The sequence below is a fragment of the Ruegeria sp. CDSC085 genome, assembly GCF_059610465.1.
The window spans coordinates 46,696-71,945 of the sequence record NZ_JBXWNR010000008.1; the positions used below are offsets into that span (position 1 = coordinate 46,696).

The window sequence follows — 25,250 nt, forward strand, 5'->3', positions numbered from 1 at the left end:
GCATCACGAACTTCGGGAGGGTTCATGACACAGACGCGCAACGCATTCGCCCTGATCGGGGCGGGGCCGATGGGTTTGGCCGCAGCCAAGGTGCTGAAGGAACAGGGCATCGCCTTTCAGGGGTTCGAATTGCACTCGGATGTGGGCGGTCTGTGGGATATCGATGCCCCCAGATCGACCATGTATGAGTCAGCGCATCTGATCTCCTCAAAACGCATGACTGAATTCGAAGATTTCCCGATGGATGAGGCGGTTGCCGAGTACCCCTCGCACCGGGCGATGCGCGACTATTTCCGGGCCTTTGCCGATCGTTTCGGCCTGCGTGAAAGTTACAAGTTCAATGCAGAAGTCACCCGGATCACACCGCTGGGCGAATCTGGTGACGGTTGGCGTGTTTTCTGGCGCGATGCCGACGGCGAGCATCAGGCCGAATTCGCAGGGGTTCTGATTGCAAACGGCACCCTGTCAGAGCCGAATGTACCCAGCTTTCCCGGTACGTTTGACGGCGAATTGATCCATGCCTCGCAGTACCGGTACCCCAGCCAGTTCGACGGCAAGCGTGTGTTGGTCGTGGGCGCGGGAAATTCCGGCTGCGACATTGCGGTTGACGCAATCCATCACGCAAAACGCTGCGATCTGTCCATGCGTCGCGGCTATTACTTCGTGCCCAAATACGTCTTCGGCAAACCTGCCGACACAATGGGCGGCAAGATCCGCCTGCCCATGTGGCTGAAGCGTAAGGTAGACGGCCTGATCCTGAGCTGGTTTGTCGGCGATCCGCAGAAATACGGTTTTCCCAAGCCTGATTATCAGCTTTATGAAAGCCATCCGGTGGTGAATTCTCTGGTTTTGTATCACGCGGGCCATGGTGATCTGCGCATTCGCCCCGATATCGACCGACTGGAAGGCCAAACCGTGCATTTCAAGGACGGCTCGAGCGAAGAGTATGACATGATCCTCGCCGCGACCGGATACAAGCTGCACTACCCGTTCATCGACAAGGACTTGCTGAACTGGCAAGGCGACGCACCACATCTGTACCTGAACGCGCTACACCCGGAACGGGACGATCTTTTTGTGCTGGGCATGGTCGAGGCAACTGGCCTGGGCTGGCAGGGCAGGCACGAGCAGGCCGAAATGGTGGCGCGCTATATAAAAGGTCATCAGAAGGGTTGCCCGGTGGCGGCCGATCTGAAAACCGAAAAGCAAAAAGACTATACGCGCGCCACCGGAAGCATGAGCTATATCGATCTGCCGCGAATGGCTTACTACGTGGACAAGGCCACTTACAAAAAGGCCGTTTCCGGGTGGATCGAACGGCTGCGGAAAGCCGCCGTATGAGTGGTATCGACGAAGTCACACTGAATTTCAGCCCGGCCTCCCTGACGCTGTTGAACGCGATACTGGCGATCGTGATGTTTTCCATCGCGATCGATCTGACGCCTCGGGATTTCGAACGTTTGCGACGCGCGCCCAAGCCGGTACTTGTCGGACTGGGATCCCAATTCATCGTTTTGCCCGCTCTGACCTTTGCTTTGGTGTGGATGACGGAGCCGCGCCCATCGATCGCGCTTGGGCTGATCCTTGTCGCCGCCTGTCCGGGGGGCAATATTTCGAACTTCATTACGCACCGCGCCGGTGGAAATGCGGCGCTGTCAGTGTCGATGACCGCCTTTGCAACCGTCGGCGCGGTTTTCATGACGCCCTTCAACATTGCGCTTTGGGGCGGGCTGTATCCGCCGACACGCGCAATCCTGCAGCAGACCCAGATTGATCCGGTACAAATCGCAATCCTTGTCGGGCTGATGCTTATCTTGCCTCTGGTCCTGGGCATCGCACTGAACCAGCGCCGCCCAGCCCTGACAGCCCGCTTGCGCGCGCCGCTGCAATACCTGTCGATGGGTATTTTTGGGGCCTTCATCCTACTTGCCCTGGCCGCAAACTGGGGGTTTTTCCTCAGTTTTGCCGGGGCTGTTGCCGGGCTTGTGGTCCTTCACAACGCCCTGGCGCTGGGGGGCGGTTGGGTTGTGGCCACTCTGACCCGGCTGTCCCCCTTCGATCGCCGTGCCATCACCATCGAAACCGGCATTCAGAATTCCGGCCTTGGGCTGGTGTTGATCTTTGCCTTCTTCCACGGGCTTGGCGGCATGGCCGTTGTTGCGGCGTTCTGGGGCATCTGGCACGCGATCTCGGGGATTGCCCTGGCGTCGGTCATGGCCCGAACCGAGGCCGCGCGATGACCCGTATCCTGATCACAGGTGCCGCCGGGTTGGTCGGTCAGGCGCTGCTGCCCGAACTTCAGGGGCACGAGGTTTTTGCCACGGATCTTAAACACCCGAAAAGCATGCCGGAAAACGTCCACTATCTGCCCATGGATGTGACAACGGACGCCCCCGCACGTGTGATCTGCAACGTGAAGCCGGATGTCATAGTGCATCTGGCCTCCATCGTGACGCCTCCGCCAAAAATGGAACGTGCGGCGGCATATGCGGTTGATGTCGAGGGCACCCGCAAGGTGGTGAACGCAGCCATTGCCAACGGGGTGCACCGGTTGGTCGTCACGTCTTCCGGTGCTGCCTACGGCTATCACGCAGACAACCCAGTACTGCTGCGCGAAGGTGATCCGCTGCGAGGCAACCCCGAGTTTCCGTATTCCGATCACAAAAGGCAGGTCGAGGAAATCCTGGCCGAAGCGCGTAAAACCACCCCCGATCTGGAACAGGTTGTTCTGCGCGTGGGCACGGTTCTGGGGGCTGGATCCGAAAATCAGATCACCGCCCTGTTCCACAAACCGCGCCTGCTGGCCGTGGTCGGCAGCGAAAGTCCGTTTGTATTCATTTGGACGCATGATCTGGCATGTATCCTTCGGCGCGCGGCAACCGACGGGCCGATTGGCGTTTACAACGTCGCCGGGGACGGTGCGATGGGTGTGACCGATCTGGCCCGCGCCATGGGGAAACCGGTTCTGCGCCTGCCCGCTTGGGCGCTGAAATCGGCTTTGGCCGCTGCGCGTCCGCTGGGTCTGTCCCGTTATGGGCCGGAACAGGTGCGATTTCTGCAATATCGACCGGTTCTGGATAACACCGCCCTGAAATCCGACTTCGGTTACACGCCTGAAAAAACCAGCGCCCAGGTGTTCGCGCTCTGGCAAAAGCAGGCCGGGCTATGAAGACGGCCGTCATATCCGGTGGAGCGGGCGGTTTGGGGCAGGCCCTCAGCCATGCTCTGCAAAGTCGCGGGTGGCGTGTGGTGCTGCTGGATCTCGATATTTCAGGTCTGGACTCCGGGTCGAACCAGCTTCCAATCGCGTGTGATCTGACGGACCCCGCGCAGCTTGCCAACGCGTGCCAAAGGGCGATCACGACTTGCGACAGTATTGATCTGGTCATCTACAACGCTGGCGTCACGCAAATCCGGGGCTTTGAAAAGTCCGACTCGGCCAGCCACCGATCACTGTTTGATATCAACTACTTTGCGGCCGTTGAAATGGCCCGCGCGTTTTTGCACCCGGTTCGGGCGTCAAAGGGGACACATCTGGCCATCTCATCGGTGGCCGGTTTTGCTCCGCTTTACCATCGGACGGCCTATGCTGCCTCGAAACATGCGTTGGAGGGATTCTTCAAATCGCTACGCTCGGAAGAAGCCCCTCATGGCGTTCAGGTCCAGATCGCTGCGCCGTCCTTTGTGGCCACCAACCCCGGCAACGCGCAAGAGCAAACGGACGGAACCGCGCGGCCCGGATCGGCGAAGGACGGGATGGACGAAATGAGCCCCGAGGCCGCAGCCGAAACGATCCTGCGCGGGCTGGACAAATCGCAGTCCATGATCCCGGTTGGCCGCGTGGCGCGCCTGTCCTGGTGGCTCAACCGCCTTTCGCCACGCCTGTATCAGCGCATGATGGAGCGCAACATGCGCGACCCAGAACACTAAAATTACCCCGGGCCCTTGACCTTCCCGTCACTGGAACCCCCATCTGGAGCGTAAAGAAACCTCCGGGACGAGTCGCATGGGGCAAAAGGCACTGACAGAACTGAAAATCACCGGCATGGGATGCGCATCCTGTGTGGGCCGCGTTGAAGCAGCGTTGAGAGATGTGCCGGGGGTAGATGCGGCCTCGGTCAACTTTGCAACCAAGTCCGCGCAGGTGGCTTTCGAAGGGCCGGTTTCGGCCCTGACCAAAGCCCTGGATGCCGCAGGGTATCCGGCTGAGACCAGCCGGGCGGACCTGAGCATTGAAGGCATGACCTGCGCGTCATGTGTGGGCAAAATCGAGCGTGCGCTGACGGCCAGCCCCGGTGTGGTCGAAGCGCAGGTCAATCTGGCGACTCAAACTGCCACAGTGACTTACGCTGCGGGGGCAACAACGCCAGAGGCGCTGGCTCAGGTGGTAACTGAAGTCGGATACCCGGCGCGGCTGCAAGGCGCTTCGAAACCTGAAAACCGCGAAGATGACGAAATTCAAAGGTTGACCCGGACTACAATATTGGCTGCCGTACTCGCCCTGCCTGTGTTCATTCTTGAGATGGGCGGGCACATGATTCCCGCTTTCCATCACTGGGTTCACGCCACCATCGGCGCGCAGAACAGCCAGTTGATTCAGTTCGCACTGACGTCGGCTCTGCTGCTGGGGCCTGGTCGTGTATTTTACAGCAAAGGCATCCCGTCGTTGCTGCGGGGCACGCCGGACATGAACGCGCTGGTCGCGCTGGGGACCGGGGCGGCCTATCTGTATTCGGTCACGGCCACATTTGCCCCCGGTGCGCTGCCGCAAGGTACAGCCAATGTCTATTTCGAGGCCGCAGCAGTAATTGTCGTTCTGATCCTTCTAGGCCGACTGCTGGAGGCCCGTGCCAAGGGCAAAACCGGGGCTGCAATCCGTAAGCTGGTGGGTCTGCAGCCCAAAAGCGCGCGGATCGAAGTCGATGGCAGGATCGAAGACCGTCCTATCGCCGAGATCGCGGTCGGCGATATCCTGCACATCCGCCCGGGCGAACGTGTGCCGGTGGATGCCGAAGTGCTCGAGGGCACCTCTTACGTCGATGAGAGCATGATCACGGGCGAGCCGATACCGGTTGGCAAATCAGCCGGCGCAGCGGTTGTCGGGGGAACCGTGAATGGCACCGGTGCCTTGCGGGTTCGTGCGACGCGCGTGGGGGGCGACACGGTGCTGGCGCAGGTCATCCGCATGGTCCAGCAGGCACAGGGGGCAAAGCTGCCGATCCAGGGTCTGGTCGATCGGATTACATATCGCTTTGTCCCAGCGGTCATCCTGGTTGCCGTGATCACTGTCGCAGCCTGGTTAATTTTCGGCCCAAGCCCGGCCCTGCCACTGGCGCTTGTCGCTGGTGTTTCGGTGCTCATCATTGCCTGCCCCTGCGCCATGGGGCTGGCCACGCCGACCTCGATCATGGTCGGCACCGGGCGGGCGGCCGAGCTGGGGGTTCTGTTCCGCAAGGGCGATGCCCTGCAACAGCTTCAGCAGGCACGCGTCATCGCGCTGGACAAGACGGGGACCCTGACACTGGGTCGTCCGGAATTGGACAGTGTTTTGACGGCGAACGGATTTGACAGGGATGAGGTTGTACGGCTGGCCGCCGCCCTCGAGGCGCGGTCGGAACACCCGATAGCTTCGGCGATTACCCGGGCCGGGCCTGCGACGCTGCCCAAGGCGACAGACGTCCGGTCCCTGACCGGGCTTGGCGTGCAGGGGCTGGTTGAAGGCCGGAACGCGTTGATCGGGTCGCACCGGCTTATGCAACAACGCGGGATCGACCTTGGACCCCTGGCAAGCGAGGCAGAGGCCCGCGCCGCCGAAGGGGCAACACCATTGTTCGTTGCGCTCGATGGGCAGGCTGCGGCCATGTTTTCTGTGTCCGATCCGATCAAACCCGGCACCGAAGAGGCGCTGGAGCGGCTCCACCAAATGGGTCTGACCGTGGCCATGGTCACCGGAGACAATGCGCGCACCGCGCAGGCTCTGGCTGATCGGCTGGGGATCGATCACGTCACCGCCGAAGTGCTGCCCGACGGCAAGGTGGATGCGATCATCGCCTTGCGGGACAAGTTCGGCACGCTGGCTTTCGTCGGCGACGGCATCAACGACGCCCCTGCGCTGGCAACGGCTGATATCGGCATCGCCATCGGGACGGGCACGGATGTAGCCATCGAAACGGCCGATGTCGTCCTGATGTCCGGTGATCTGCGCGGGGTTGCAAATGCGACCGAGATCAGCCGCCGGACAATGCGAAACATTCGCCAGAACCTGGGATGGGCGTTTGGTTACAACGTCCTGCTGATCCCCGTCGCTGCTGGCGCCCTTTACCCGTTCGGCGGCCATCTGTTGTCTCCGGCACTGGCGGCTGGCGCGATGGCGCTGTCCAGTGTCTTTGTCGTCTCGAACGCGCTGCGCCTGCGTCGCGTCCGAGCCAGCGTGCCGGAAACCCCGATCCCGCCCGCCAAGGAGGTGCACGCATGAATATCGGAGATGTGTCAGCCCGCACCGGCCTGCCTGCCAAGACAATCCGGTATTATGAAGATATCAACCTCATCAAACCGCTGCGCGATGACAACGGCTATCGCCGGTTTCGCGAACAGGACGTGCACAAGCTGAACTTTCTGGGCCGTGCCCGGGCGCTTGGGTTCACCATCGAGGATTGCCGGACATTGCTGGCGCTTTACGAGGATGAAACCCGCGCCAGCGCAGATGTGAAACAAGTCGCACGGGATCATCTGGCACAGGTCGAAGCCAAGATCGCCGACCTGAACGCGATGCGCGAAACGCTGAGCCACCTGATCGACGCCTGCGCCGGGGATGACCGGCCTGATTGCCCGATCCTGCAGGATCTGGGCGGGAAAGGCTGACTTGGGGTTGCCCTTTGGGCGCAGCTTTGCTTTGTCTTCGCCAAACAATTCGGTCAGGCACGCACCGCTGATGCCGACCGAACAGCGGAGAGGATCACAAAATGGCAAAAGTCGCGTTCCTTGGCCTGGGTGTCATGGGCTATCCAATGGCTGGGCATCTTCAGGGCGCAGGTCATGACGTCACTGTCTATAACCGCACGGCCGCCAAGGCCGAAGCCTGGGTGAAGCAGCATGGCGGGTCGATGGCGGCCACCCCGAAAGACGCGGCTGCAGGCGCCGAGTTTGTGATGGCCTGCGTCGGCAATGACGACGATCTGCGCATGGTTTGCACCGGCGGGGACGGCGCATTTCAGGGCATGTCCGGCGGGGCTGTTTTCGTCGACCACACGACGGTGTCTGCAAAGGTCACGCGCGAATTGTGCGCTGCCGGCAATTCACAGGGTATCGCCTTTGTGGACGCGCCGATCTCGGGCGGTCAGGCAGGCGCTGAAAACGGTGTTCTGTCAATTATGTGTGGCGGAGATCAGGCCGCCTATGATGCGGCTGAATCGGTGATGAATGTCTACTCCAAAATCTGCCGCCGGATCGGAGACAGCGGTGCGGGCCAAATGACCAAGATGTGCAACCAGATCGCGATCGCTGGTCTGGTTCAGGGTCTCAGCGAAGCGTTACACTTCGCCGAAAAGGCAGGTTTGGACGGAAGGGCCGTGGTCGAGGTGATCAGCCAGGGCGCGGCGGGCAGCTGGCAGATGGCAAACCGGTATGAGACCATGCTGGATGATCAGTTTGAACATGGCTTTGCCGTCGACTGGATGCGCAAGGATCTGGGTATCTGTCTGGATACCGCCAATGAAACCGGTGCATCCCTGCCCGTCACCGCTCTGGTCGATCAGTTTTACAAAGATGTACAGAAACTGGGCGGTGGCCGCTGGGACACCTCGTCGTTGATCAAGCGCCTGCGTGCCATGGGGTAACGCGGGGGGCTGTCTGCCCCCCATCGCGCCAAGGCGCGATTCCCCCCGAGGATATTTTTGGCCAGATGAAGAGGGCTCCGGCGTGATCGGAGCGGAGACGGGAATGGACGATTTGAATGCTTTTTGGACGGCCGCGCTGCGGCGGCTCTGGGGGCTGGACGCCCGTTTGACGCGGTTGGATGGTGAATATGATCTGAACTTTCTGGTGCACGCCACCAATGGTCAGGACTATGTGCTGAAGGCCATGCGGGCCGGATGCGATGCCGATCTGGTTGATCTCCAGATCAAGGCCCTGGCGCATATCGCAACAGCTGCACCGGGGTTGCCGTTTCCCAAGGTGTTCCCCGATTTGACCGGCGCAATGCTGCCCGAGATTGGCGATTCTGAAGGACAGCGCAGGTTGGTTTGGCTATTGGAGTGCCTGCCGGGGCAAAGTTACGCGAAGGCCGCCCCAAAATCCGAAGAGCTGATCCTGAAACTGGGGCGCGTTTTGGGGGCAACCGACCGGGCCTTGGAAGGGTTTGAGCATGAGGGATTGCACCGACCTGATTTCAAATGGGATCTGATGCAGGCCGGCTGGATTGCGGACAAGCTGGGCATAATCCCGGATCCCGCGCGACAGGAGCTGCTAACGGAGATCTGTGAGGCGTTCGCTGCAATCGCGGACGTCCTTGCGGACCTGCCGAAACAGGCCATCCACAACGACGCCAATGACTATAACATTCTGGTCGAAGGGGAACTGAGCGAGCGGCGGCGGATCTCAGGCCTGATCGATCTGGGTGACATGTGCGCCGCGCCGCGCATCTGCGATCTGGCGATTGCCGGCGCTTATGTCGTGCTGGATCACCCCAAACCGGAACGGGCTTTGGCTGCGTTGGTAAAGGGCTATCACGCGGCCAACCGGCTGCGGGCGGATGAGGTTGACCTGATCTGGCCGTTGCTGAGGATGCGGCTTGCCGTGTCGGTCGTCAACTCGACCCTGATGGCGGCCGAGAATCCGGATGATCCCTATGTGACCATCTCTCAGGCTCCCGCTTGGCGGTTCCTTGAGAACGCATCCGTCAATGGTGGACTGATGTCGGCGCGGTTGCGGGCGGCATGCGGGTTGCCGGTTGTTGATGGGGCTGAACGTATCCACGTCTATCTACAGGATTATCGGGGGCAGTTTGCCGACCTGTTCGGCCAGGATCTGAGCGATGTGCCCATGGGCTCGCTTTCGGTCGAAAACTGCGTCTGGCCCCAAAACCCGTTCCACATGCCTTTGGCCGAGGCTGCGCGTGTAGGTGAAGAATACGGGCAAGACCCGTGGCTGGGTTACTACAACGAGCCCCGCCTGATCTATGCAGAGCCGGGGTTTCGCAAGGGTCCGTGGAAAGCCTCGGACAGGCGGACGGTGCATCTGGCGGTGGATGTGTTTGCACCCGCCGGGACGGTTCTGCACGCGCCGATGAGTGGGCGGGTTGAAGTGGTCGAGAACCGTGACCAGCATCTTGATTACGGCGGGGTGATCATCCTGCATCACGAAACGCCCGAAGGCGACCCATTCTATACGCTCTATGGCCATCTGGACCCGGAATGCTGTGACCGGTTGAAACCTGGCGACCCGGTGGCACAGGGGGCCGCGTTTGCCAGGTTGGGTGATGCCAGCCAGAATGGTGGATGGGCTCCGCATGTGCATTTCCAACTGGCGCTCACCACCGATGGCATGGAAGCGGACTGGCCTGGCGTCGGCGATCCGGACGAGATGGAGCTGTGGCACGCGGTCTGCCCGAACCCGGCAGCGTTGCTGAACCTGCCGGATGACAAGGTGTTCTATCAACCCACTGACAAAGCGGAAATCCTGAACAAACGGCGGGCGCATTTCGGGGGCAACCTGTCCTTGACCTATGACGATCCGGTCATGCTGGTGCGCGGCTGGAAGCATCACCTGTTCGACGAATGGGGCCGCCCCTATCTGGACGCCTACAACAACGTCCCGCATGTGGGCCACGCCCATCCGCGTATTCAGGCTGTGGCTGCGGATCAGCTAAGGCGCATGAACTCGAACACCCGCTACCTGCACCCGGCCCAGACAGCTTTTGCCGACAAGATCCTGTCCAAGCTGCCGGATCACCTACAGGTCTGCTTCTTCGTCAACTCGGGAACCGAGGCCAACGAACTGGCCCTGCGGCTTGCCCGCGCCCATACCGGGGCGAAAGGGATCGTGACGCCGGATCACGGCTATCACGGCAACACAAACGCTGCGGTGGCGATCTCGGCCTACAAGTTCAACAATCCGGGCGGCATCGGGAAAGCCGACTGGGTTGAACTGGTTGAGGTTGCGGATGACTATCGCGGGTCATTCAAGCGTGACGATGCGGACCGGGCGCAAAGATTTGCTGATCTTGTCGATCCGGCGATTGCGGCCCTTCGGGACAGGGGACAGGGCGTGGCAGGTTTCATCGCGGAAACCTTCCCGTCTGTCGGCGGACAGATCGTTCCGCCCAAGGGCTACCTGCCTGCGGTTTACGAGAAAATCCGTGCTGCCGGGGGCGTTTGCATCGCCGATGAGGTGCAGACAGGTCTGGGACGTCTGGGTGAATATTACTTTGGCTTCGAGCACCAGGGCGCGGTTCCGGATATCGTGGTGATGGGCAAGCCAATCGGCAACGGGCACCCGCTGGGCGTGCTGGTGACAACCAGAGAGATTGCAGACAGCTTCAACAACGGGATCGAGTTCTTTTCGACCTTTGGCGGCTCGACCCTGTCCTGCCGGATCGGCAAAGAGGTGCTGGATATCGTTGACGACGAAGGCTTGCAGGACAATGCCCGCCTGATGGGGGATCGTCTGATGGCGGGGCTGCGCCAGATCGAAGCCGACTTTGGTTGCGTTGGCGACGTGCGGGGTATGGGGCTATTTCTCGGCGTGGAACTGATCAACCCCGACGGAAGCGAAGGCACGGAGATTTGCAGCTATGTCAAAAACCGGATGCGCGATCATCGCATCCTGATCGGCAGCGAAGGACCCAGGGATAACATTCTGAAAATCCGCCCACCGCTGACCATCGAGGCCGAGGATGTTGACATGATCCTATGGGCGTTAAGGGATGTGTTGTCCGAGGTAGGAGACTTCACCCCTGCCCTTGTTTGCGATCATGACCATCACCATGCCGGATGCGGGTGCTGCTGAGTGAAAAAACCCCGGCGTATTGCCGGGGTTTGGCCGTTCAACACTCAGGGTCAGTGGAGCACGGCCGAGGGGGTCTGGTGGCCGGTGATCGGCATTTTGAAACCTGCCGTCATACGTCTGAGAGTCAGGCCCAGTTCTTCCGACAGGGACGCCAAAGCAGGGGCAAAATCCGGACGTACGATCAAGGACGCCAGCATCATCGCATCTTCACGCGCCCCTTCGGACGCTGCCGCGATCATCTGGGCAAAGCAATTCTCATCCGCGCCAAGGCAAGCACATCCAAGACCATGCCGGATCAGAGGGCGGCGGCCATGGGTGGCGAATAGCGAACATAAGCGATCCAGGGTCAGCATTGCGGCACGCCCGCAATCCGAGCCCAGCGCGACTTGAAAATCGCTGGCAGCATCGGCGCGGCCGCCCTCACCGTCGCTCCACATCCGCAGATACATCACGGCACCCGCTTCGACGGGTTCGAGGTCGGCAAGACGGCCCACCGCTGCGCCACCGCGCTTGAAAGGCGCGCTCATTTCGTCAGGATCAGTTTGCCTGCGCGGGTGATGCGCAGGGTATAGAGCTGATCACCCAGTTCTATTTGGGCTAGGTTGCCGCCCTTGGTCAGATCCTCGGCCTTGTGCGCGGGAAGCATCGAGACAGCGTAACCTTGGGTTGGGGTCGGGTTCTGTACGTTCATCGGGACATCTCCAGAGCATTTCGGCATGGTGCCATATCTATCGCGTTTCATGTGATCTGGCTGACCCCGAAAGGGCTGGCTTTCTGTTCCTGAAGCTTAATCTGATTATTTTAGTAAGGATTGTCAAGTGTCGTTTTAACACAAGCGATTGCGGACCGGCACAAGGCGCGTTAGGTCTTGGGCCAGATGATGAAAGGCGCGTAAAATATGACCGCAGCAGTTGTATTTGATCTGGACGGAACGCTGGTGGACAGCCTGGGTGATCTGGCGGCAGCAGCCAACCGCACGCTGGACGATGTTGGGCACGATCCCTTGTCGCATGACGTCATCAAAGGATTCGTCGGCAACGGCTTACCCAAACTGGTCGAGCGCATGATCCGCCATCGCGGCCTGCCGTTGGATCGCCACGCGGAGCTGACGCAGCTGACCCTGAAACATTACAATGCTGCTGCAAGCGAAACGACTGTTCCCTACCCCGGTGTCCCCGAAGCGCTGGTTGCCTTGCGACAGATGGGGTGCGCTTTGGGTGTCTGCACCAACAAACCAGAAGCGCCCGCACGGCATGTGCTTGAAGCACTGGACCTGTCCCAATATTTCGACGTTGTTCTTGGCGGCGACAGCCTTTCGACGCGAAAACCGGACCCGAACCATCTGTTCGCAAGCTTCGATGCGCTTCAAGCTTCTGGCCCACGTTTGTTCGTCGGCGACAGCGAAGTTGACGCGGAAACGGCCGTTCGTGCGAAAATCCCGTTTTTGCTGTTTACCGAAGGATATCGGAAGACGCCGGTCGCTGAAATTCCGCACAACGTGGCCTATTGCGCATCGCAAGACTTGCCCGCGCTCGTCGCCGAGTTGATCCAAAGTTAACACAGCTCGGGAAGATCATCACGCCCTTCGACATTGGCAACGATCCGCAATGCCACTGACCCCCAAAAGTTTAGAGGGGCCGGCCGAGGGGGTGTGGCCAGCCCCTCATCGGGGAAAGTAAATACCGTGTGTGTGTTTGTGTGGTAAGTACGGTAAGTTGTGTTTACCCCTGATTGTCGCCGCGCGAAATTGGGGGTTTCCCGTAGTTCTCCAAAAAACGTAAAAAATAAGGGAAAATTGGCGTTTTTCTGGCTCCGGTCATCTGCAATTTTTCGCATGCAAGATGGCTTTCTGGCCTGCAGCTTCGGACGCGTGAGTTGCAATCCGATTGCAGGTCAAGGCTAACCCTAGGAAAACCCGGCGGAAATCACCCATCCCTGAATTTACCTGAACAGAAAGGTGTTTTGTCAATTGACCGCACGAACCCGCCAGTTCAAATCTTGGGCGGCCTGACGAATGCGTGTGTGTGACACTCAAAACCAAACGATCTGCGTCAATCGTGGCCGAATTCCTCACCTCAGCGCGAAATTCCTTCCCGACTCCGATTATCCTGACTGCACCGTCCGAATCTTCTTTGTACCTGACAAGCGACGCTCATTCGGTTTTGGCCGCCCTCGCTGCACAAGTTGTTTTGTTTTCGTGGCCGCCTTCATGAGGTCAGAAGGTCAGGCGCCAACACCCTTTTCGCCAAAGCCCGGCGTGTGTGCCGTGCGTTTTTTCGGCACCCGTCCACGTCGGTAAAGCTGGCTATTGGTAATTCTTCGCCTTGGACATTTTGCCGATACCCGGATTGAACGCGTTTGTCGGGTCACAGCATTTGTAATGTGCCGCCAGGTCGGGCTTGGCCTTGTAAAGGTGCCCCACGTTATGTTCAGCAGGGTATTCCGCGCCGCGTTCGTCAAACAATTTCAACATTGCGGCCTTAAGCGCTTTGGGGTCGGCCCCTTTTTTGACTATGTAATCCTGATGCATCACGTGGCACATGAAGTGCCCGTAATAGAGTTTGTGAACCAACTGCTCTTCGATTTCAGGCGGCAGCTTCTCCAGCCAGTCCTGGTCGTTTCGACGTAACGCGACATCCAGAGCGATGATGTCTTCGACATCGTCCGAATGGATCGCCATGTAACGCACGGCCGCGCCTGCCGCCGCGAAACGATGGAGGCCTGCAATCCTGGCCTCGCGCGCATCACATTCGAAAAACCCGCCATCACGGTCCCTCAGAAATCGCGGCAGCCACTCGGCGGCCTCGGACACACCTTCATCCTTCATTTTCAGGATAAGGTGGTGTTCAAACTTGTCGCGAAAATCCATCATCCGCTTGGGCAGGACACTTGGCCACAGAGCTATTGCTGCCTGCATGAAACGATCGGTGAGATTTCGCAACAACGGGATGCGCCGTAGGCGGGCATCCACGGCGCCCTTTATCGCAAAGAACATCGGCAGACGGTCCGTGCCAAGCTTGTCGATCATCACGACCGTGTCCTTGCCATAGCGTGCTGCAATATCGAACACTTCGCGATGCATGTATTCGGCCGAAACCGGCAGCGATTTGAACTCTGACAATATGTGGCGCCGCAGGTCCGCCAGATCATCGGGACTATTGGTGCCCACATAGAACACCTTCTCGACCTCGTTCTTGGGAAAGGTGTCAAGGCGCACAGCAAAAACGGCCAGCTTCCCGGCCGAGCCCGAAGATTCGAAAAGCTTGGCCTTGTCCGCATTGAACCGCGCAGGCGTTTCCGCATTCACGTCCCGCACGAATTGTGCGTAGTCGCTGGCCGATGCGCGTTTGTTGGTTGCCCCGGGGTTGCGTTCAAATTTCCCTGCATCGAGGTTGGCGAGGATCTCTTCCGGCGTGCTGCCCAGATCGATGCCGAGGTGGTTGACCAATTCCAGATCACCCTGTTCTGTGATCTGCGCATAGACGGAAAGTTCCGTGTAAACCGGACCGCGTTCGACCAGAGATCCGCCGGAATTGTTGCATACCCCACCCACGATCGACGCGCCGATGCAGGACGAACCGATCACCGAATGCGGCTCGCGTCCCAGCGGGGCCAACAGTTTTTCCAGCGCAAAAAGCGTGGCGCCCGGAAAACTGACAATCTGCTCTGCGTCGTTCAACGGCACCAGAGTGTTCATCCGACGCGTATTGATCAGAACAACGTCCCGGTCATAGGTGCCGGACGGCGTAGACCCTTCGGTCAGGCCAGTATTGGCCGCCTGCATGATGACGATCTTGTCGGCTGCGACGCAGGCTTGCAGGATCTTCCATTGCTCCAGCAGAGTCCCCGGCAGAACGACGCACAGCGCCTCACCCTCGCCCGAGCGGAAACCGCGCCGAAAACGCTCTGTCGCGCGCGCTCCGATCAGCACGTGACGCGTGCCGACGATAGAGCGGAAATGTTTGATCAACGCGTCATTGGTCATATCGGCCCCCGTTTCGGTTTAGGGATTGCGGAAACGAATATTCTCGCGGCTGAGCTGGCCAACACTGGTGACACCCATCAACTTCATGTCGCGCTCGATCTCGGCACGCATCAACCCAAGGGCCCGTTCGACCCCAGCCTGCCCTGCGGCAGCCAGAGGATACAGGTAGTGCCGCCCGATACCCACGGCTTTGGCCCCGATCGAAAGCGCCTTGAGCACATGGGTGCCACGCTGAATGCCACTGTCCATCATCACGTCCAGCTTGTCGCCAACGGCATCTACAATCTCGGCCAGCTGGTCAAACGGCGTGCGCGATCCGTCCAGTTGGCGGCCACCGTGGTTCGACAGGATGATGCCGGTACAACCAATCTCAGCCGCGCGTTTGGCATCTTCGACGGTCATGATCCCTTTCAGGCAGAACTGACCATCCCAGTCGCGCACCATCTGCGCCACGTCATCCCAGTTCATCGACGGATCGAGCATATCGGTGAAATACCCCCCGATCGAGCTGGCCCCACCGCCCATATCCACATGTTCCTCAAGCTGAGGCAGCCGGAACTTTTCATGGGTGACATAGTTGATGCCCCACATCGGCTTGATCGCAAACTGTATCATGCCGCTCAGCGTCAATCGGAACGGGATCGAGAACCCCGTGCGCAGATCACGCTCGCGGTTACCGCCGGTGATGCTGTCGACGGTCAGCATCATGACCTCAACACCCGCCTCTTTGGCGCGTTGCATCATGGCGGCATTCAACCCGCGATCCTTGTGAAAGTAGAATTGATAGACCTGCGGGTTCTTGTGTTTCCGGCGCAGCTCCTCCAGCGAGACGGTTCCCAGAGAGGAAACTCCGAACATGGTACCGTATTTCTCTGCCGCTGCCGCGACGGCGCGTTCACCCTGATGGTGGAACAGGCGCTGCAACGCGGTAGGCGAGCAATAGACCGGCATATTCAGCTTTTGCCCCATGACCGTGACGGACATGTCCACATCCTTCACCCCACGCAGAACTGACGGAAGAAGGTCACAGCGGTCAAATGCGTAGGTGTTTTCCCGATACGTCACCTCGTCATCCGCGCCGCCGTCGATGTAATTGAAGATCGGCCCCGGCAGCCGCTGCTTGGCCAGCCGCCGGAAATCGTGGAAGTTATGACACTGGCTCAGACGCATGGCGATAGCTCCTTAATAAGCGACTGACGGCAGCCATGTGGCCAATGTCGGCCACAGGAAGACCAGCGCGAGTCCTGTCAGTTGCAGCAAAACAAAGGGCACGATGCCTTTGTAGATATGCGTCAGCTTGATCTCTGGCGGGCAAACGCCTTTGAGATAGAACAAGGCAAAGCCAACGGGCGGCGTCAGGAAGCTGGTTTGTAGCGTCACAGCGACAAGAATCACGAACCACACCAGTGCCGGTTCATCCAGTACGCCAAAGCCAGGAATATCGATGCCCAGACCGTTCACAATCGGGCGCATCAGGGGCAGCACGATCAGTGTGATTTCAATCCAGTCCAGAACGAATCCCAGCAGGAAGACGATGAACAGGATGAAGAGGATCGTGCCGTTTGCCCCGAACCCGGTGGATTGCACCACATGTTCGATCAACTCGTCCCCGCCCAGTTCACGCAGGACATACGAGAATACGGTCGCGCCAAGGAAGATCGCGAAGATATAGGCGGTGGTGTTGAAGGTCGAAACCAGCACATTCCAGAGCTTCTGGAAGGTCAGCTTGCGATAGCCCAAAGCCAGCAAGGTGGCACCCAGCGCGCCGATGCCCGAGGCCTCGGTCGGCGTGGTCAGACCGGCGAAGATCGAACCCAGTACCGCAAGGATCAGCATCAGCGTCGGGATGACGGCGATCAGCACGTCCTTGACGGCGGCCCAATCGGGCGCCTTTGCACCCTCAGGCACAGGGGCCGCGTCGCGCTTCACCAGCGCGAGGATAAAGATATAGGTCAGGTACAGGCCGCCTATGATCACGCCCGGGAACACCGCCGCCATGAACAGGTCGCCGACTGAAAGCGCCATCTGGTCGGCCATGATCACCAGCATGATCGAGGGCGGGATCAGAATGCCCAGCGTCCCCGAGGCCGAAACCACGCCCGCCGCCAGCGTCGGCTGGTATTTCTGCTGCATCATCGACGGCAACGACAGCACGCCCAGAAGAACCACCGAGGCACCAATGATGCCGGTCGAGGCCGCCAGAATGATCCCGATCAGGGTCACAGTGATGGCCAGACCTCCGCGCACTGTCCCGAACAGACGCTGCATCGAGGACATCAGACGCTCGGCCACACCGGATTCGTCCAGCATAAGACCCATGAAGATGAACATCGGCAGGGCAACCAGAACCGCATTGGACATGGTCGCGTAAACCCGGTTCACAACCGCGCCCAGCGTCAGATAATCGAGACCGGTAAATGTGCTCTCAAGCCCGGTCCACAGCATCAGATCGTTGTCGAACAGATAGGCCAGACCACAATAGGAGACGCCAACACCGGCCAGAACCCAAGCGACCGGGTAGCCGGTGAAGAGCAGCGCGATGAAGGTCAGGAACATCGCGATGACCAGCTTTTCCTCGGTCGTTTCGACCAGGAACGTCAGGCCTACACAGACGGCGGCGAACACGGCGAGCACCAGAAGAATACGGCGCAGTGGCGCGCCTTCACGTTCCGAGGCCGGTCCGTACATCAACGCGTGCCCGTCGTGGATCAAGCGTGCCAACGCGGCCAGCGCCAACAGAACAAAGCTGATGGGAATGACCGCCTTGAAGGCCCAACGCGCAGGCAGGCCGGTGGGGCTGTCAGAGCGTTCGTTGACGCGAAGGCTTTCGTAGAAATAGTCATGGCCCTGATCGACCATCAGATAGATGAACGGGGTCAGCAGGGTCAGGATGCCGATCACCTCGATGATCCGCTGCGCGCGGCGTGACAGTTGCGTATGCAAGACGTCCACGCGCACATGGCTGTCGGTGATCAGAGCGTATGAGATGCCGATCATCGTGACGATCCCGTAGAAGTGCCACTGAATCTCGTCCAACTTGGGATAGTTCTGGCTGAACAGGTAACGCAGCGAGACCTGTGCAAAGATCGCGCCCATCAGCAGGACATTGGCCCACATGACCACATGACCCACCGCCTTGACCCCGGCATCGATCGCAACTGCGACTTTCTGGCGGTCGGTTTCGGGGTGTTCCAGGATGCCTTCATAGGCTTCGACCGGATCGTTGAGGTTGTTTTGGGTGGTCATGGTCATTCCTCGCTCAGCAACCCGGAATACGGGCAGTGAAAGGTTAGAAAGTCCGAAGATCAGGAAGCAGGAACCGGAGCGGCGGATCAGGCCGCCCCGGCAACGTCAGTGAGGGAGAGGTTACTGACGTGGGAGGAACGCGTTTGTCTTCCAGAGGTTATAGCCGTCACGGAACTCGTTCATATCGGCCAGAACCTGTGCAAAGAAGGCATCATTGGCGGCCTCTTCAGTGGCAACCTCTTCCCAGGTTGCGCGGAAGGTATCCAGCATCTCGGGCGACCACTGCTTGATGGTAACGCCGTTGTTTTCAACGTTGTCGATCAGGGCCGCGTGCTGAATGGCTTCGCCTTCGGCAAAGCTGTCTGCCATCGAAGCCTTGCAGGCGTTTTCGATGATTGCCTTGTGCTGATCGCTGGATTCATTCCAGACGTCCTTGTTGATCAGCAGTTCAAATACGGTCGCCTGCTGATGCCAGCCGGGGAAATAGTTGAATTTGACCAGTTTGTGAAAGCCCAGACGCGCGTCGATCGCAGGCATCGAAAACTCGGTCGCATCAATCGCGCCTTTTTCCAATGCAGGGAATATCTCGCCACCTGGCAACAAAGAGGTCGCCACACCCAGTTTCTGCATCACCTTGCCGCCCAGACCAAAGAAACGCATCTTCAGCCCGTTCAGGTCTTCGGGCGAGTTGATCTCGGACGCGAACCAGCCCGAGGTTTCCGGCGCGATGATGGCGCAAGGCAGAACTTTGACGTTGAAGCCGGCCTGATCATACATCTCCTGATACAGGGTCATGCCGTTGCCATAATACAGCCAAGCCATGTATTCGCCGGCCTCGGGGCCGAACGGCACGGCCGAGAACAGCGGCGCAGCCGGGATTTTACCGGCCCAGTAACCAGCCGTGGTGTAGCCCGAGTTGATCTTGCCGGTGGACACAGCGTCCAGAATTTCGAAGGGCGGCACCAGTTTTCCCGGCTCGTACACCTTCATCTTCAGCGTGCCACCGGACATCAGTTCCAGCTGATCAGCCACCCGAGGGATCGGTGAGCCCAGACCCGGCAACTCGGTTGAAAAGGCAATTGGTGTTTTCAGCAGCAACTTGTCCGCCGCAACCGCGGGTGCTGCCAGCAGGCTGGCGACCATGGCCAGGCTCGTCAGGGTCTTCTTCATGAAATCTCCTCCAAGGTTGGTCGGTTTTTTTTCCGATCATTGGCGCAGGCTCTTCCAGCGCCGCTCCGGTGGTAAACTAACTTTACCAGACCAAACCAGTCAATAACTTTATTTACCACTGGAGAAGTTTGAGTTTTGAGATCCGACCCCAAAAACTCCTGCAAAAACCCGGGATGACCGCCTTAAAGCCATGCTGATTTCTCAAAAACCGTTCACAAACAGATGTGTGCCTCATCCAAGGGAAGACCACCCTCGTGCTTGAAAATTGAACGGATATGGTTATGTTTGTTTACCAGTTATTCCGGGCTTTTTAGCGTCACACAGGGCAGCATCTCATGAACACCACGGCGATATTTGAACCGGTTGGACACGAATCGCTGGCCGATGCGGTGGTTTCACAAGTCGAGGACCTGATCGCGTCGGGCATCCTGAAACAGGGCCGGAAACTGCCCTCGGAGCGCGATCTGGCCGAGATGCTGCGCGTGTCACGCCCAAAACTGCGCGAGGCCCTTCAGGTGCTGGAAGAACGCGGTCTGGTCACAACGCAACACGGTGAAGGGACATTCGTCGCAGCCCTGACCGGACAAGCCATGATGCCCGCGCTTCTTGCTTTGTACGAACGCCATGAGCCGGCTTTTTTCGACTATCTGGAGTATCGCCGCGAACAGGAAGGTTTTGCCGCCCGCCTCGCCGCACGTCGTGCGACCAAGGCAGACAAGGAAAGGATTTCAGAAATCCTCCACGAAAACGAGCGGGCATGGCAGGAGCAGGATGCCAAGGCTTCGCAAGAAGCAGACTTTGCCCTGCATTCAGCGATTGTTGATGCCAGCCAGAACGCGACCCTGATCCACATGATGGCGTCGATCTACGAACTCACCCGCAAGGGCGTTTTCTACAATCGCGACTTCCTGCGCACGATCGATGGGACCGGCGAAAAGCTGTTGCAGCAACATCTCGAACTCGGCCGTGCAGTAATCGAAGGTGATGAGGAGCGGGCCGAAAAAGCGGCTACGGATCACATCGACTTTGTCGAAGAGTCCTTCAAACTCGGGATTGAACAGCGGCGACGCGAAGCCATGGCCGAAAAGCGCCGGATACTGTCGCGCTAATCGAATAGCCACTCACTTGTTCTTCAGGTTGCGACGCTGATGGAATGGTTCTGCTACCCGAGACATTGTTTTGGAGCTGGTCGGCCAGTTGGGTCGACATCAAGGGATTGACGTCAGATATCCTCTCCGGGCGCTTCCAGAAGGCCACCGGGTTCCAACAACGCCCGCTCTGACAGCCAGGGATTGAGTTCAAGCGCTGCGGACAGTGCTGTGCGCGCGTCTTCAAGACGTTTCAAACCCAGTAAAGACAATGCGCGTCCGCTGAGTGCGCCGATATGGTTTGGCGACATTTCGATCGTGACATTCAGGTCGCGCAGCGCCGCGTCAAAATCCTGCCTCAGGTAGTTTACAAAAGCCCGCTGATTGTAACCTTCGGCGTAACTCGGGCAATATTCGACAAGCTGGTTGAAGTCATCCAATGCGCCCGACAAGTCCCATGCCTCTCGTCGCGCCATTCCCCGGTCCAGCAGTGTCTGCGACCGAGCATCCGGCGCGTCTGTCCAGAGCTCCCACATTTGGTTCGAGATGACCCGGGCGTCGCTTTGCGATTGCGCTTTTTGGACCTGCTTGATCAGCGCATTCACCCCTTCAATATGATCCGGAGCAGTGGGGCATGTCTCGGCGATGGCCGAGCATGAACAAGCGATCATAAAAAAGGTTGCAGCAAGTGTTCGCATCACGAACCAAAAGTGGGCCATACTTCCGCCGGGTCAAGGCTGATATTCAAAACCACCCAGCATACCGGTTTCCTTCACGGCCTCCATCGCAACAAAAGTTGACGTATTGGCGACATGCGGCAGAGACGAAATCTTCTCGGCCAGAACACGGCGATACTCGGACATCGTTGCGGTGCGTATTTTCAAAAGATAGTCAAAATTGGACGCGATCATATGTGCCTGCTCGACCTCAGCGGTTTTGCGGACGGCTGCGTTGAACTCGGCCAGAGCCTTTTCGCGGGTATCGGTCAAACGCACCTCGACAAACGCAACATGATCCAGGCCCAGTCGGATCGGATCCAGCATCGCCCGATACCCCTGGATTACCCCGCTTGCCTCAAGCCGCTTGAGCCGCGCTTGAGTCGGAGATTTCGAAAGCCCGATCTCGCGCGCAAGGTCGGCCACCGAGATACGACCATCCTCGGCCAGAATTCTTAGAATCGACCGGTCGAACCGATCCAGATCAGGAAAGCTCATTTGCGCTGTCTTGTGCCAAATTTTCAGAACACTGACCTTCCAATAGCCAATAATCGGTCCGTTGTCCTGAATTTTCCGCATTATATTATCACAAAGACCGGAGGACATATGTCACACAGCCTGCGCACACTCATCGATAGCTCAACCTACGCCGATCAGTCGGCAGTTCTTGATACCCTGATCTTTCAGGCAAACCTGACAGACCCGGATCGCAGCGCCATCAGCACCGCCGCTGCGCAGCTTGTACGCGACATCCGGTCCAGTACTTCTCCGGGGTTGATGGAGGTATTTCTGGCCGAATATGGCCTGTCCACCGACGAAGGTATCGCCCTTATGTGTCTGGCTGAAGCGTTGTTGCGCGTGCCGGATGCCGACACAATTGATGCGCTGATCGAAGACAAGATCGCGCCATCCAATTGGGGCAAGCACCTGGGCCACTCTTCCTCGTCGCTGGTCAATGCCTCGACCTGGGCGCTGATGCTGACCGGCAAGGTGCTGGACGAGGGCAAGGCCTCCCCGGTCAGCGCCCTGCGCGGCGCCATCAAGCGGCTGGGTGAGCCGGTGATCCGCACCGCCGTCGGGCGCGCGATGAAGGAAATGGGCCGGCAGTTCGTTCTGGGCGAGACCATCCAGTCCGCCATGAAGCGCGCCGCGGGGATGGAGGCCAAGGGCTATACCTATTCCTACGACATGCTGGGCGAAGCGGCCCGGACCGAAGCGGACGCGGCGCGCTATCACCTGTCCTATTCCCGCGCCATCTCGGCCATTGCCGAGGCATGCATCCACAACGATATCCGCGCCAACCCCGGCATTTCGGTAAAACTGTCCGCCCTTCATCCCCGTTATGAACTGGCACAGGAACAGCGTGTGATGGACGAACTGGTGCCGCGACTGCGGGCGCTGGCTCTGCTGGCCAAGGCGGCCGGAATGGGCCTGAACGTCGATGCAGAAGAGGCGGATCGTTTGTCGCTGTCGTTGCAGGTGATAGAGGCGGTGATGTCCGACCCAGCCCTTGCCGGCTGGCACGGGTTTGGTATCGTGGTTCAGGCCTATGGCCCGCGTGCAGGTTTGGTACTGGATACGCTGTATGGCATGGCCGAACGTCACGATCGCCATATTATGGTGCGATTGGTCAAAGGAGCCTATTGGGATACGGAGATCAAACGCGCGCAGGTCGAAGGGGTGGATGGCTTTCCGGTCTTCACGCACAAGGCCGCGACCGACGTCTCTTATATCGCCACTGCACGCAAACTGCTGGGCATGACCGACCGGGTCTACCCGCAATTTGCCACGCACAACGCCCACACGGTCAGCGCCATCCTTCACATGGCCGAAGATCAACCGTTCGAGTTCCAGCGCCTGCACGGCATGGGCGAGACCTTGCATCAGATCGTGATGAACAAGCAGACCTCCCGTTGCCGCATTTATGCGCCGGTCGGGGCACATCGCGACTTGCTGGCTTATCTGGTTCGACGCTTGCTGGAGAACGGTGCAAACTCATCCTTCGTCAACCAGATTGTGGACGAGGATGTGCCACCGGAACAAGTCGCCGCCGATCCGTTTGTTGCGGTCCGGACCCCTCCGCCCGCACTGCCGACCGGACCGGAACTGTTCCAGCCTGAAAGGCCGAATTCCAAGGGTTTTGACCTGCATCACACACCAACACTGGATCAGATTGATGCGGCACGGGATCAGTTCCGCTCTCATCACTGGTATGCGCAACCATTGCTGGCCGACACGGCCAAACCCGAAGCGGATGAGCCGGTGATCAATCCGGCACGGCCTCAGGACAAGCCCGGCGCGGTGGCCGCGGCAAGTGCAGCGGACGTGGAGATGGCATTGGCTTCGGCCGACCCCTGGGACGCCCCTGCTGCCGAACGCGCCCGTGTCCTCAATGCCGCAGCCGATCTTTATGAAGCGCATTATGGCGAGTTGTTTGCGCTGCTGGCGCGTGAGGCCGGGAAGTCGCTGCCCGATGCGGTGGCGGAACTGCGCGAGGCGGTGGATTTCCTGCGTTACTATGCAGCCAACATCCCCGACGCCGATCCCGCGGGGGTTTTCACCTGTATCAGCCCGTGGAACTTCCCGCTGGCGATTTTCACCGGTCAAATTTCGGCCGCGCTGGCCACCGGAAACGCGGTTCTGGCCGCCCCTGCGCCGCAGACTCCCTTGATTGCACATCGCGCCATTCAATTGCTGCATGAGGCGGGCGTACCACGCGATGTGCTGCAATTGCTGCCGGGTGGGCCAGTCGTAGGTGCCGCGCTGACCTCGGATGCGCGCGTGTCAGGTGTAGCCTTCACCGGGTCGACGGCAACCGCTCTGAAGATTCGGGCGGCGATGGCGGAGTCCATGCGCCCCGGCACGCCGCTTATCGCGGAAACTGGTGGTCTGAACGCCATGATCGTCGACAGCACCGCCCTTCCCGAACAGGCCGTGCAATCGATCATCGAAAGCGCCTTTCAGTCGGCGGGCCAGCGCTGTTCCGCGCTGCGGTGTCTGTATCTGCAGGAGGATATCGCCGACGACGTTCTGACCATGCTCAAAGGGGCGATAGATGCGCTGAGTGTTGCAGATCCGTGGCTGATCTCGACGGATTGCGGCCCGGTCATCGACGCGCAAGCCCGACAGGGCATCGCCGAACATGTGACCAGGGCGCGCCACGAAGGGCGGGTGCTGAAGGAGCTTCCGTTGCCGCCCGAAGGCATCTTTGTTGCACCGACACTGATCGAGATCCCCGGCATCGCCGCGCTGGAACGCGAGGTGTTCGGCCCGGTGCTGCACGTCGCCCGGTTCAAGTCGCAAGAGATCGACAAGATCATCGCCGATATCAACGCCACCGGATACGGCCTGACCTTCGGCCTGCACACCCGCATCGACGACCGCGTGCAGCATGTGACCGAGGCGATCCATGCGGGCAACATCTATGTGAACCGCAACCAGATCGGCGCCATCGTCGGCTCGCAGCCCTTCGGCGGCGAAGGATTGTCAGGCACCGGCCCCAAGGCGGGCGGACCGAACTACATGATCCGGTTCTGTGCGCCCGACCGTAAAAGCACGGCGGATACCTGGGACGCCGTGGCTAATCTGCCTGCTGCGCAAGGTCAACCTGCGCCGGTAAAAACCCGATCCCTGCCCGGCCCGACCGGTGAATCGAACCGCCTGAGCGAGTATCCCCGTCCGCCCCTTCTGTGCATGGGGCCCGGAGAAGCCGCAGCGCGCGCGCAGGCCGATGCTGTATGTGCGCTGGGTGGCACCGCCATTCAGGCGACCGGGATGCTTGACCTGCACAGGTTGGAAAACCTGACCGGCATTTCGGGCGTGTTGTGGTGGGGAGATGACGAAACAGCGCGGCAGATCGAACAGCATCTCGCGCGCCGCGACGGCCCGATTCTGCCGCTTATCCCCGGCAAGCCCGACTGCGCGCGTGTTCTGGGTGAACGCCATGTCTGCGTCGACACGACCGCAGCGGGCGGAAACGCTGCATTGTTGGGAGGTGCGGCATAAGCTTGCCTTGACGCTGGGCGCACAAAAGCCCAGCGT

At 59.5% G+C, this 25,250-nt stretch carries 19 protein-coding genes; 11 read left to right on the forward strand and 8 right to left on the reverse strand.

The window, feature by feature from the left end; genetic code table 11:
- The first annotated feature begins 24 nt into the window (after positions 1–24).
- From AC2FJB_RS12950 to AC2FJB_RS12985, 8 genes are all read left to right on the forward strand, one after another.
- Positions 25–1,341 carry a flavin-containing monooxygenase gene (locus AC2FJB_RS12950; protein ID WP_496718782.1) on the forward strand — a complete coding sequence of 439 codons (1,317 nt, stop codon included), beginning with the start codon at positions 25–27 and terminating at the stop codon, positions 1,339–1,341.
- Entirely contained in the window at positions 1,338–2,240 is a 903-nt protein-coding gene (locus tag AC2FJB_RS12955; RefSeq protein ID WP_496718781.1) for a bile acid:sodium symporter family protein, read from the forward strand. Before AC2FJB_RS12950 ends, AC2FJB_RS12955 begins: the two co-directional genes overlap by 4 nt.
- A complete protein-coding gene (locus AC2FJB_RS12960; protein ID WP_496718780.1) occupies positions 2,237–3,169 on the forward strand; it encodes an SDR family oxidoreductase in 933 nt (310 codons plus the stop codon). The genes AC2FJB_RS12955 and AC2FJB_RS12960 overlap by 4 nt, the downstream gene beginning before the upstream one ends.
- Positions 3,166–3,930, forward strand: a complete 765-nt coding sequence (locus AC2FJB_RS12965) for an SDR family NAD(P)-dependent oxidoreductase (RefSeq protein ID WP_496718779.1) — start codon at positions 3,166–3,168, stop codon at positions 3,928–3,930. The genes AC2FJB_RS12960 and AC2FJB_RS12965 overlap by 4 nt, the downstream gene beginning before the upstream one ends.
- A 76-nt stretch (positions 3,931–4,006) precedes the next feature.
- Positions 4,007–6,475 (forward strand): heavy metal translocating P-type ATPase, encoded by a 2,469-nt coding sequence (locus AC2FJB_RS12970; protein WP_496718778.1) that lies wholly within the window; start codon positions 4,007–4,009, stop codon positions 6,473–6,475.
- Positions 6,472–6,861 carry a Cu(I)-responsive transcriptional regulator gene (gene cueR, locus AC2FJB_RS12975; protein WP_117868001.1) on the forward strand — a complete coding sequence of 130 codons (390 nt, stop codon included), beginning with the start codon at positions 6,472–6,474 and terminating at the stop codon, positions 6,859–6,861. The genes AC2FJB_RS12970 and cueR overlap by 4 nt, the downstream gene beginning before the upstream one ends.
- Before the next feature lie 101 nt (positions 6,862–6,962).
- On the forward strand, positions 6,963–7,835 hold the full coding sequence (locus AC2FJB_RS12980; RefSeq protein ID WP_496718777.1) for an NAD(P)-dependent oxidoreductase: 873 nt from the start codon (positions 6,963–6,965) through the stop codon (positions 7,833–7,835).
- 103 nt (positions 7,836–7,938) lie between these two features.
- Positions 7,939–11,004 (forward strand): aminotransferase class III-fold pyridoxal phosphate-dependent enzyme, encoded by a 3,066-nt coding sequence (locus tag AC2FJB_RS12985; protein WP_496718776.1) that lies wholly within the window; start codon positions 7,939–7,941, stop codon positions 11,002–11,004.
- 50 nt (positions 11,005–11,054) lie between these two features.
- Here the strand turns inward: AC2FJB_RS12985 and AC2FJB_RS12990 are convergent, their stop codons facing one another.
- Positions 11,055–11,531, reverse strand: coding sequence for a hypothetical protein (locus AC2FJB_RS12990; protein WP_496718775.1), 477 nt, complete (start codon positions 11,529–11,531; stop codon positions 11,055–11,057).
- A complete protein-coding gene (gene hemP, locus AC2FJB_RS12995) occupies positions 11,528–11,695 on the reverse strand; it encodes a hemin uptake protein HemP (protein WP_496718822.1) in 168 nt (55 codons plus the stop codon). The genes AC2FJB_RS12990 and hemP overlap by 4 nt, the downstream gene beginning before the upstream one ends.
- A gap of 207 nt (positions 11,696–11,902) precedes the next feature.
- Here hemP and gph point away from each other — a divergent pair, with 207 nt between their 5' ends.
- Positions 11,903–12,562, forward strand: a complete 660-nt coding sequence (gene gph, locus AC2FJB_RS13000) for a phosphoglycolate phosphatase (RefSeq protein ID WP_496718774.1) — start codon at positions 11,903–11,905, stop codon at positions 12,560–12,562.
- 747 nt (positions 12,563–13,309) lie between these two features.
- Here gph and dld read toward each other — a convergent pair.
- The 4 genes from dld to AC2FJB_RS13020 all read right to left on the reverse strand — a co-directional run bounded on the left by dld (position 13,310) and on the right by AC2FJB_RS13020 (position 19,405).
- The gene (dld, locus tag AC2FJB_RS13005; protein ID WP_496718773.1) at positions 13,310–14,989 is read right to left on the reverse strand and encodes a D-lactate dehydrogenase; all 1,680 of its coding nucleotides are present in this window, start codon (positions 14,987–14,989) and stop codon (positions 13,310–13,312) included.
- Positions 14,990–15,007: 18 nt separating this feature from the next.
- Positions 15,008–16,159: an alpha-hydroxy acid oxidase gene (locus tag AC2FJB_RS13010; protein WP_496718772.1), complete on the reverse strand. Its 1,152-nt coding sequence runs from the start codon at positions 16,157–16,159 to the stop codon at positions 15,008–15,010.
- Between the two features lie 12 nt (positions 16,160–16,171).
- A complete protein-coding gene (locus tag AC2FJB_RS13015) occupies positions 16,172–18,235 on the reverse strand; it encodes a TRAP transporter large permease subunit (RefSeq protein ID WP_496718770.1) in 2,064 nt (687 codons plus the stop codon).
- Between the two features lie 120 nt (positions 18,236–18,355).
- Complete coding sequence (locus AC2FJB_RS13020) at positions 18,356–19,405, reverse strand: TRAP transporter substrate-binding protein (protein ID WP_299895328.1); 1,050 nt, start codon at positions 19,403–19,405, stop codon at positions 18,356–18,358.
- Between the two features lie 335 nt (positions 19,406–19,740).
- Between AC2FJB_RS13020 and AC2FJB_RS13025 the strand changes: the two genes are divergently transcribed.
- A complete protein-coding gene (locus AC2FJB_RS13025; protein WP_299895329.1) occupies positions 19,741–20,514 on the forward strand; it encodes a FadR/GntR family transcriptional regulator in 774 nt (257 codons plus the stop codon).
- A 113-nt stretch (positions 20,515–20,627) separates the two neighbouring features.
- Here the strand turns inward: AC2FJB_RS13025 and AC2FJB_RS13030 are convergent, their stop codons facing one another.
- A complete protein-coding gene (locus AC2FJB_RS13030; RefSeq protein ID WP_496818451.1) occupies positions 20,628–21,212 on the reverse strand; it encodes a tetratricopeptide repeat protein in 585 nt (194 codons plus the stop codon).
- A 12-nt stretch (positions 21,213–21,224) separates the two neighbouring features.
- Entirely contained in the window at positions 21,225–21,707 is a 483-nt protein-coding gene (locus AC2FJB_RS13035; protein ID WP_117872569.1) for an Lrp/AsnC family transcriptional regulator, read from the reverse strand.
- Between the two features lie 108 nt (positions 21,708–21,815).
- Here AC2FJB_RS13035 and putA point away from each other — a divergent pair, with 108 nt between their 5' ends.
- A complete protein-coding gene (putA, locus tag AC2FJB_RS13040; RefSeq protein WP_496718767.1) occupies positions 21,816–25,214 on the forward strand; it encodes a bifunctional proline dehydrogenase/L-glutamate gamma-semialdehyde dehydrogenase PutA in 3,399 nt (1,132 codons plus the stop codon).
- Positions 25,215–25,250: the final 36 nt, after the last annotated feature.

What these genes read in the sequence shown, in the direction of transcription:
- AC2FJB_RS12965 (WP_496718779.1), top strand. Translation starts at nt 3,166, where the DNA reads ATGAAGACGGCCGTCATATCCGGTGGAGCGGGCGGTTTGGGGCAGGCC.
- putA (WP_496718767.1), top strand. Translation starts at nt 21,816, where the DNA reads ATGTCACACAGCCTGCGCACACTCATCGATAGCTCAACCTACGCCGAT.
- AC2FJB_RS13030 (WP_496818451.1), bottom strand. Translation starts at nt 21,212, where the DNA reads ATGGCCCACTTTTGGTTCGTGATGCGAACACTTGCTGCAACCTTTTTT.
- AC2FJB_RS12980 (WP_496718777.1), top strand. Translation starts at nt 6,963, where the DNA reads ATGGCAAAAGTCGCGTTCCTTGGCCTGGGTGTCATGGGCTATCCAATG.
- AC2FJB_RS12950 (WP_496718782.1), top strand. Translation starts at nt 25, where the DNA reads ATGACACAGACGCGCAACGCATTCGCCCTGATCGGGGCGGGGCCGATG.
- AC2FJB_RS13015 (WP_496718770.1), bottom strand. Translation starts at nt 18,235, where the DNA reads ATGACCACCCAAAACAACCTCAACGATCCGGTCGAAGCCTATGAAGGC.
- AC2FJB_RS12960 (WP_496718780.1), top strand. Translation starts at nt 2,237, where the DNA reads ATGACCCGTATCCTGATCACAGGTGCCGCCGGGTTGGTCGGTCAGGCG.
- AC2FJB_RS13010 (WP_496718772.1), bottom strand. Translation starts at nt 16,159, where the DNA reads ATGCGTCTGAGCCAGTGTCATAACTTCCACGATTTCCGGCGGCTGGCC.
- cueR (WP_117868001.1), top strand. Translation starts at nt 6,472, where the DNA reads ATGAATATCGGAGATGTGTCAGCCCGCACCGGCCTGCCTGCCAAGACA.
- AC2FJB_RS12970 (WP_496718778.1), top strand. Translation starts at nt 4,007, where the DNA reads ATGGGGCAAAAGGCACTGACAGAACTGAAAATCACCGGCATGGGATGC.
- AC2FJB_RS12985 (WP_496718776.1), top strand. Translation starts at nt 7,939, where the DNA reads ATGGACGATTTGAATGCTTTTTGGACGGCCGCGCTGCGGCGGCTCTGG.
- AC2FJB_RS12990 (WP_496718775.1), bottom strand. Translation starts at nt 11,531, where the DNA reads ATGAGCGCGCCTTTCAAGCGCGGTGGCGCAGCGGTGGGCCGTCTTGCC.
- hemP (WP_496718822.1), bottom strand. Translation starts at nt 11,695, where the DNA reads ATGAACGTACAGAACCCGACCCCAACCCAAGGTTACGCTGTCTCGATG.
- gph (WP_496718774.1), top strand. Translation starts at nt 11,903, where the DNA reads ATGACCGCAGCAGTTGTATTTGATCTGGACGGAACGCTGGTGGACAGC.
- AC2FJB_RS12955 (WP_496718781.1), top strand. Translation starts at nt 1,338, where the DNA reads ATGAGTGGTATCGACGAAGTCACACTGAATTTCAGCCCGGCCTCCCTG.
- AC2FJB_RS13025 (WP_299895329.1), top strand. Translation starts at nt 19,741, where the DNA reads ATGAACACCACGGCGATATTTGAACCGGTTGGACACGAATCGCTGGCC.
- dld (WP_496718773.1), bottom strand. Translation starts at nt 14,989, where the DNA reads ATGACCAATGACGCGTTGATCAAACATTTCCGCTCTATCGTCGGCACG.
- AC2FJB_RS13035 (WP_117872569.1), bottom strand. Translation starts at nt 21,707, where the DNA reads ATGAGCTTTCCTGATCTGGATCGGTTCGACCGGTCGATTCTAAGAATT.
- AC2FJB_RS13020 (WP_299895328.1), bottom strand. Translation starts at nt 19,405, where the DNA reads ATGAAGAAGACCCTGACGAGCCTGGCCATGGTCGCCAGCCTGCTGGCA.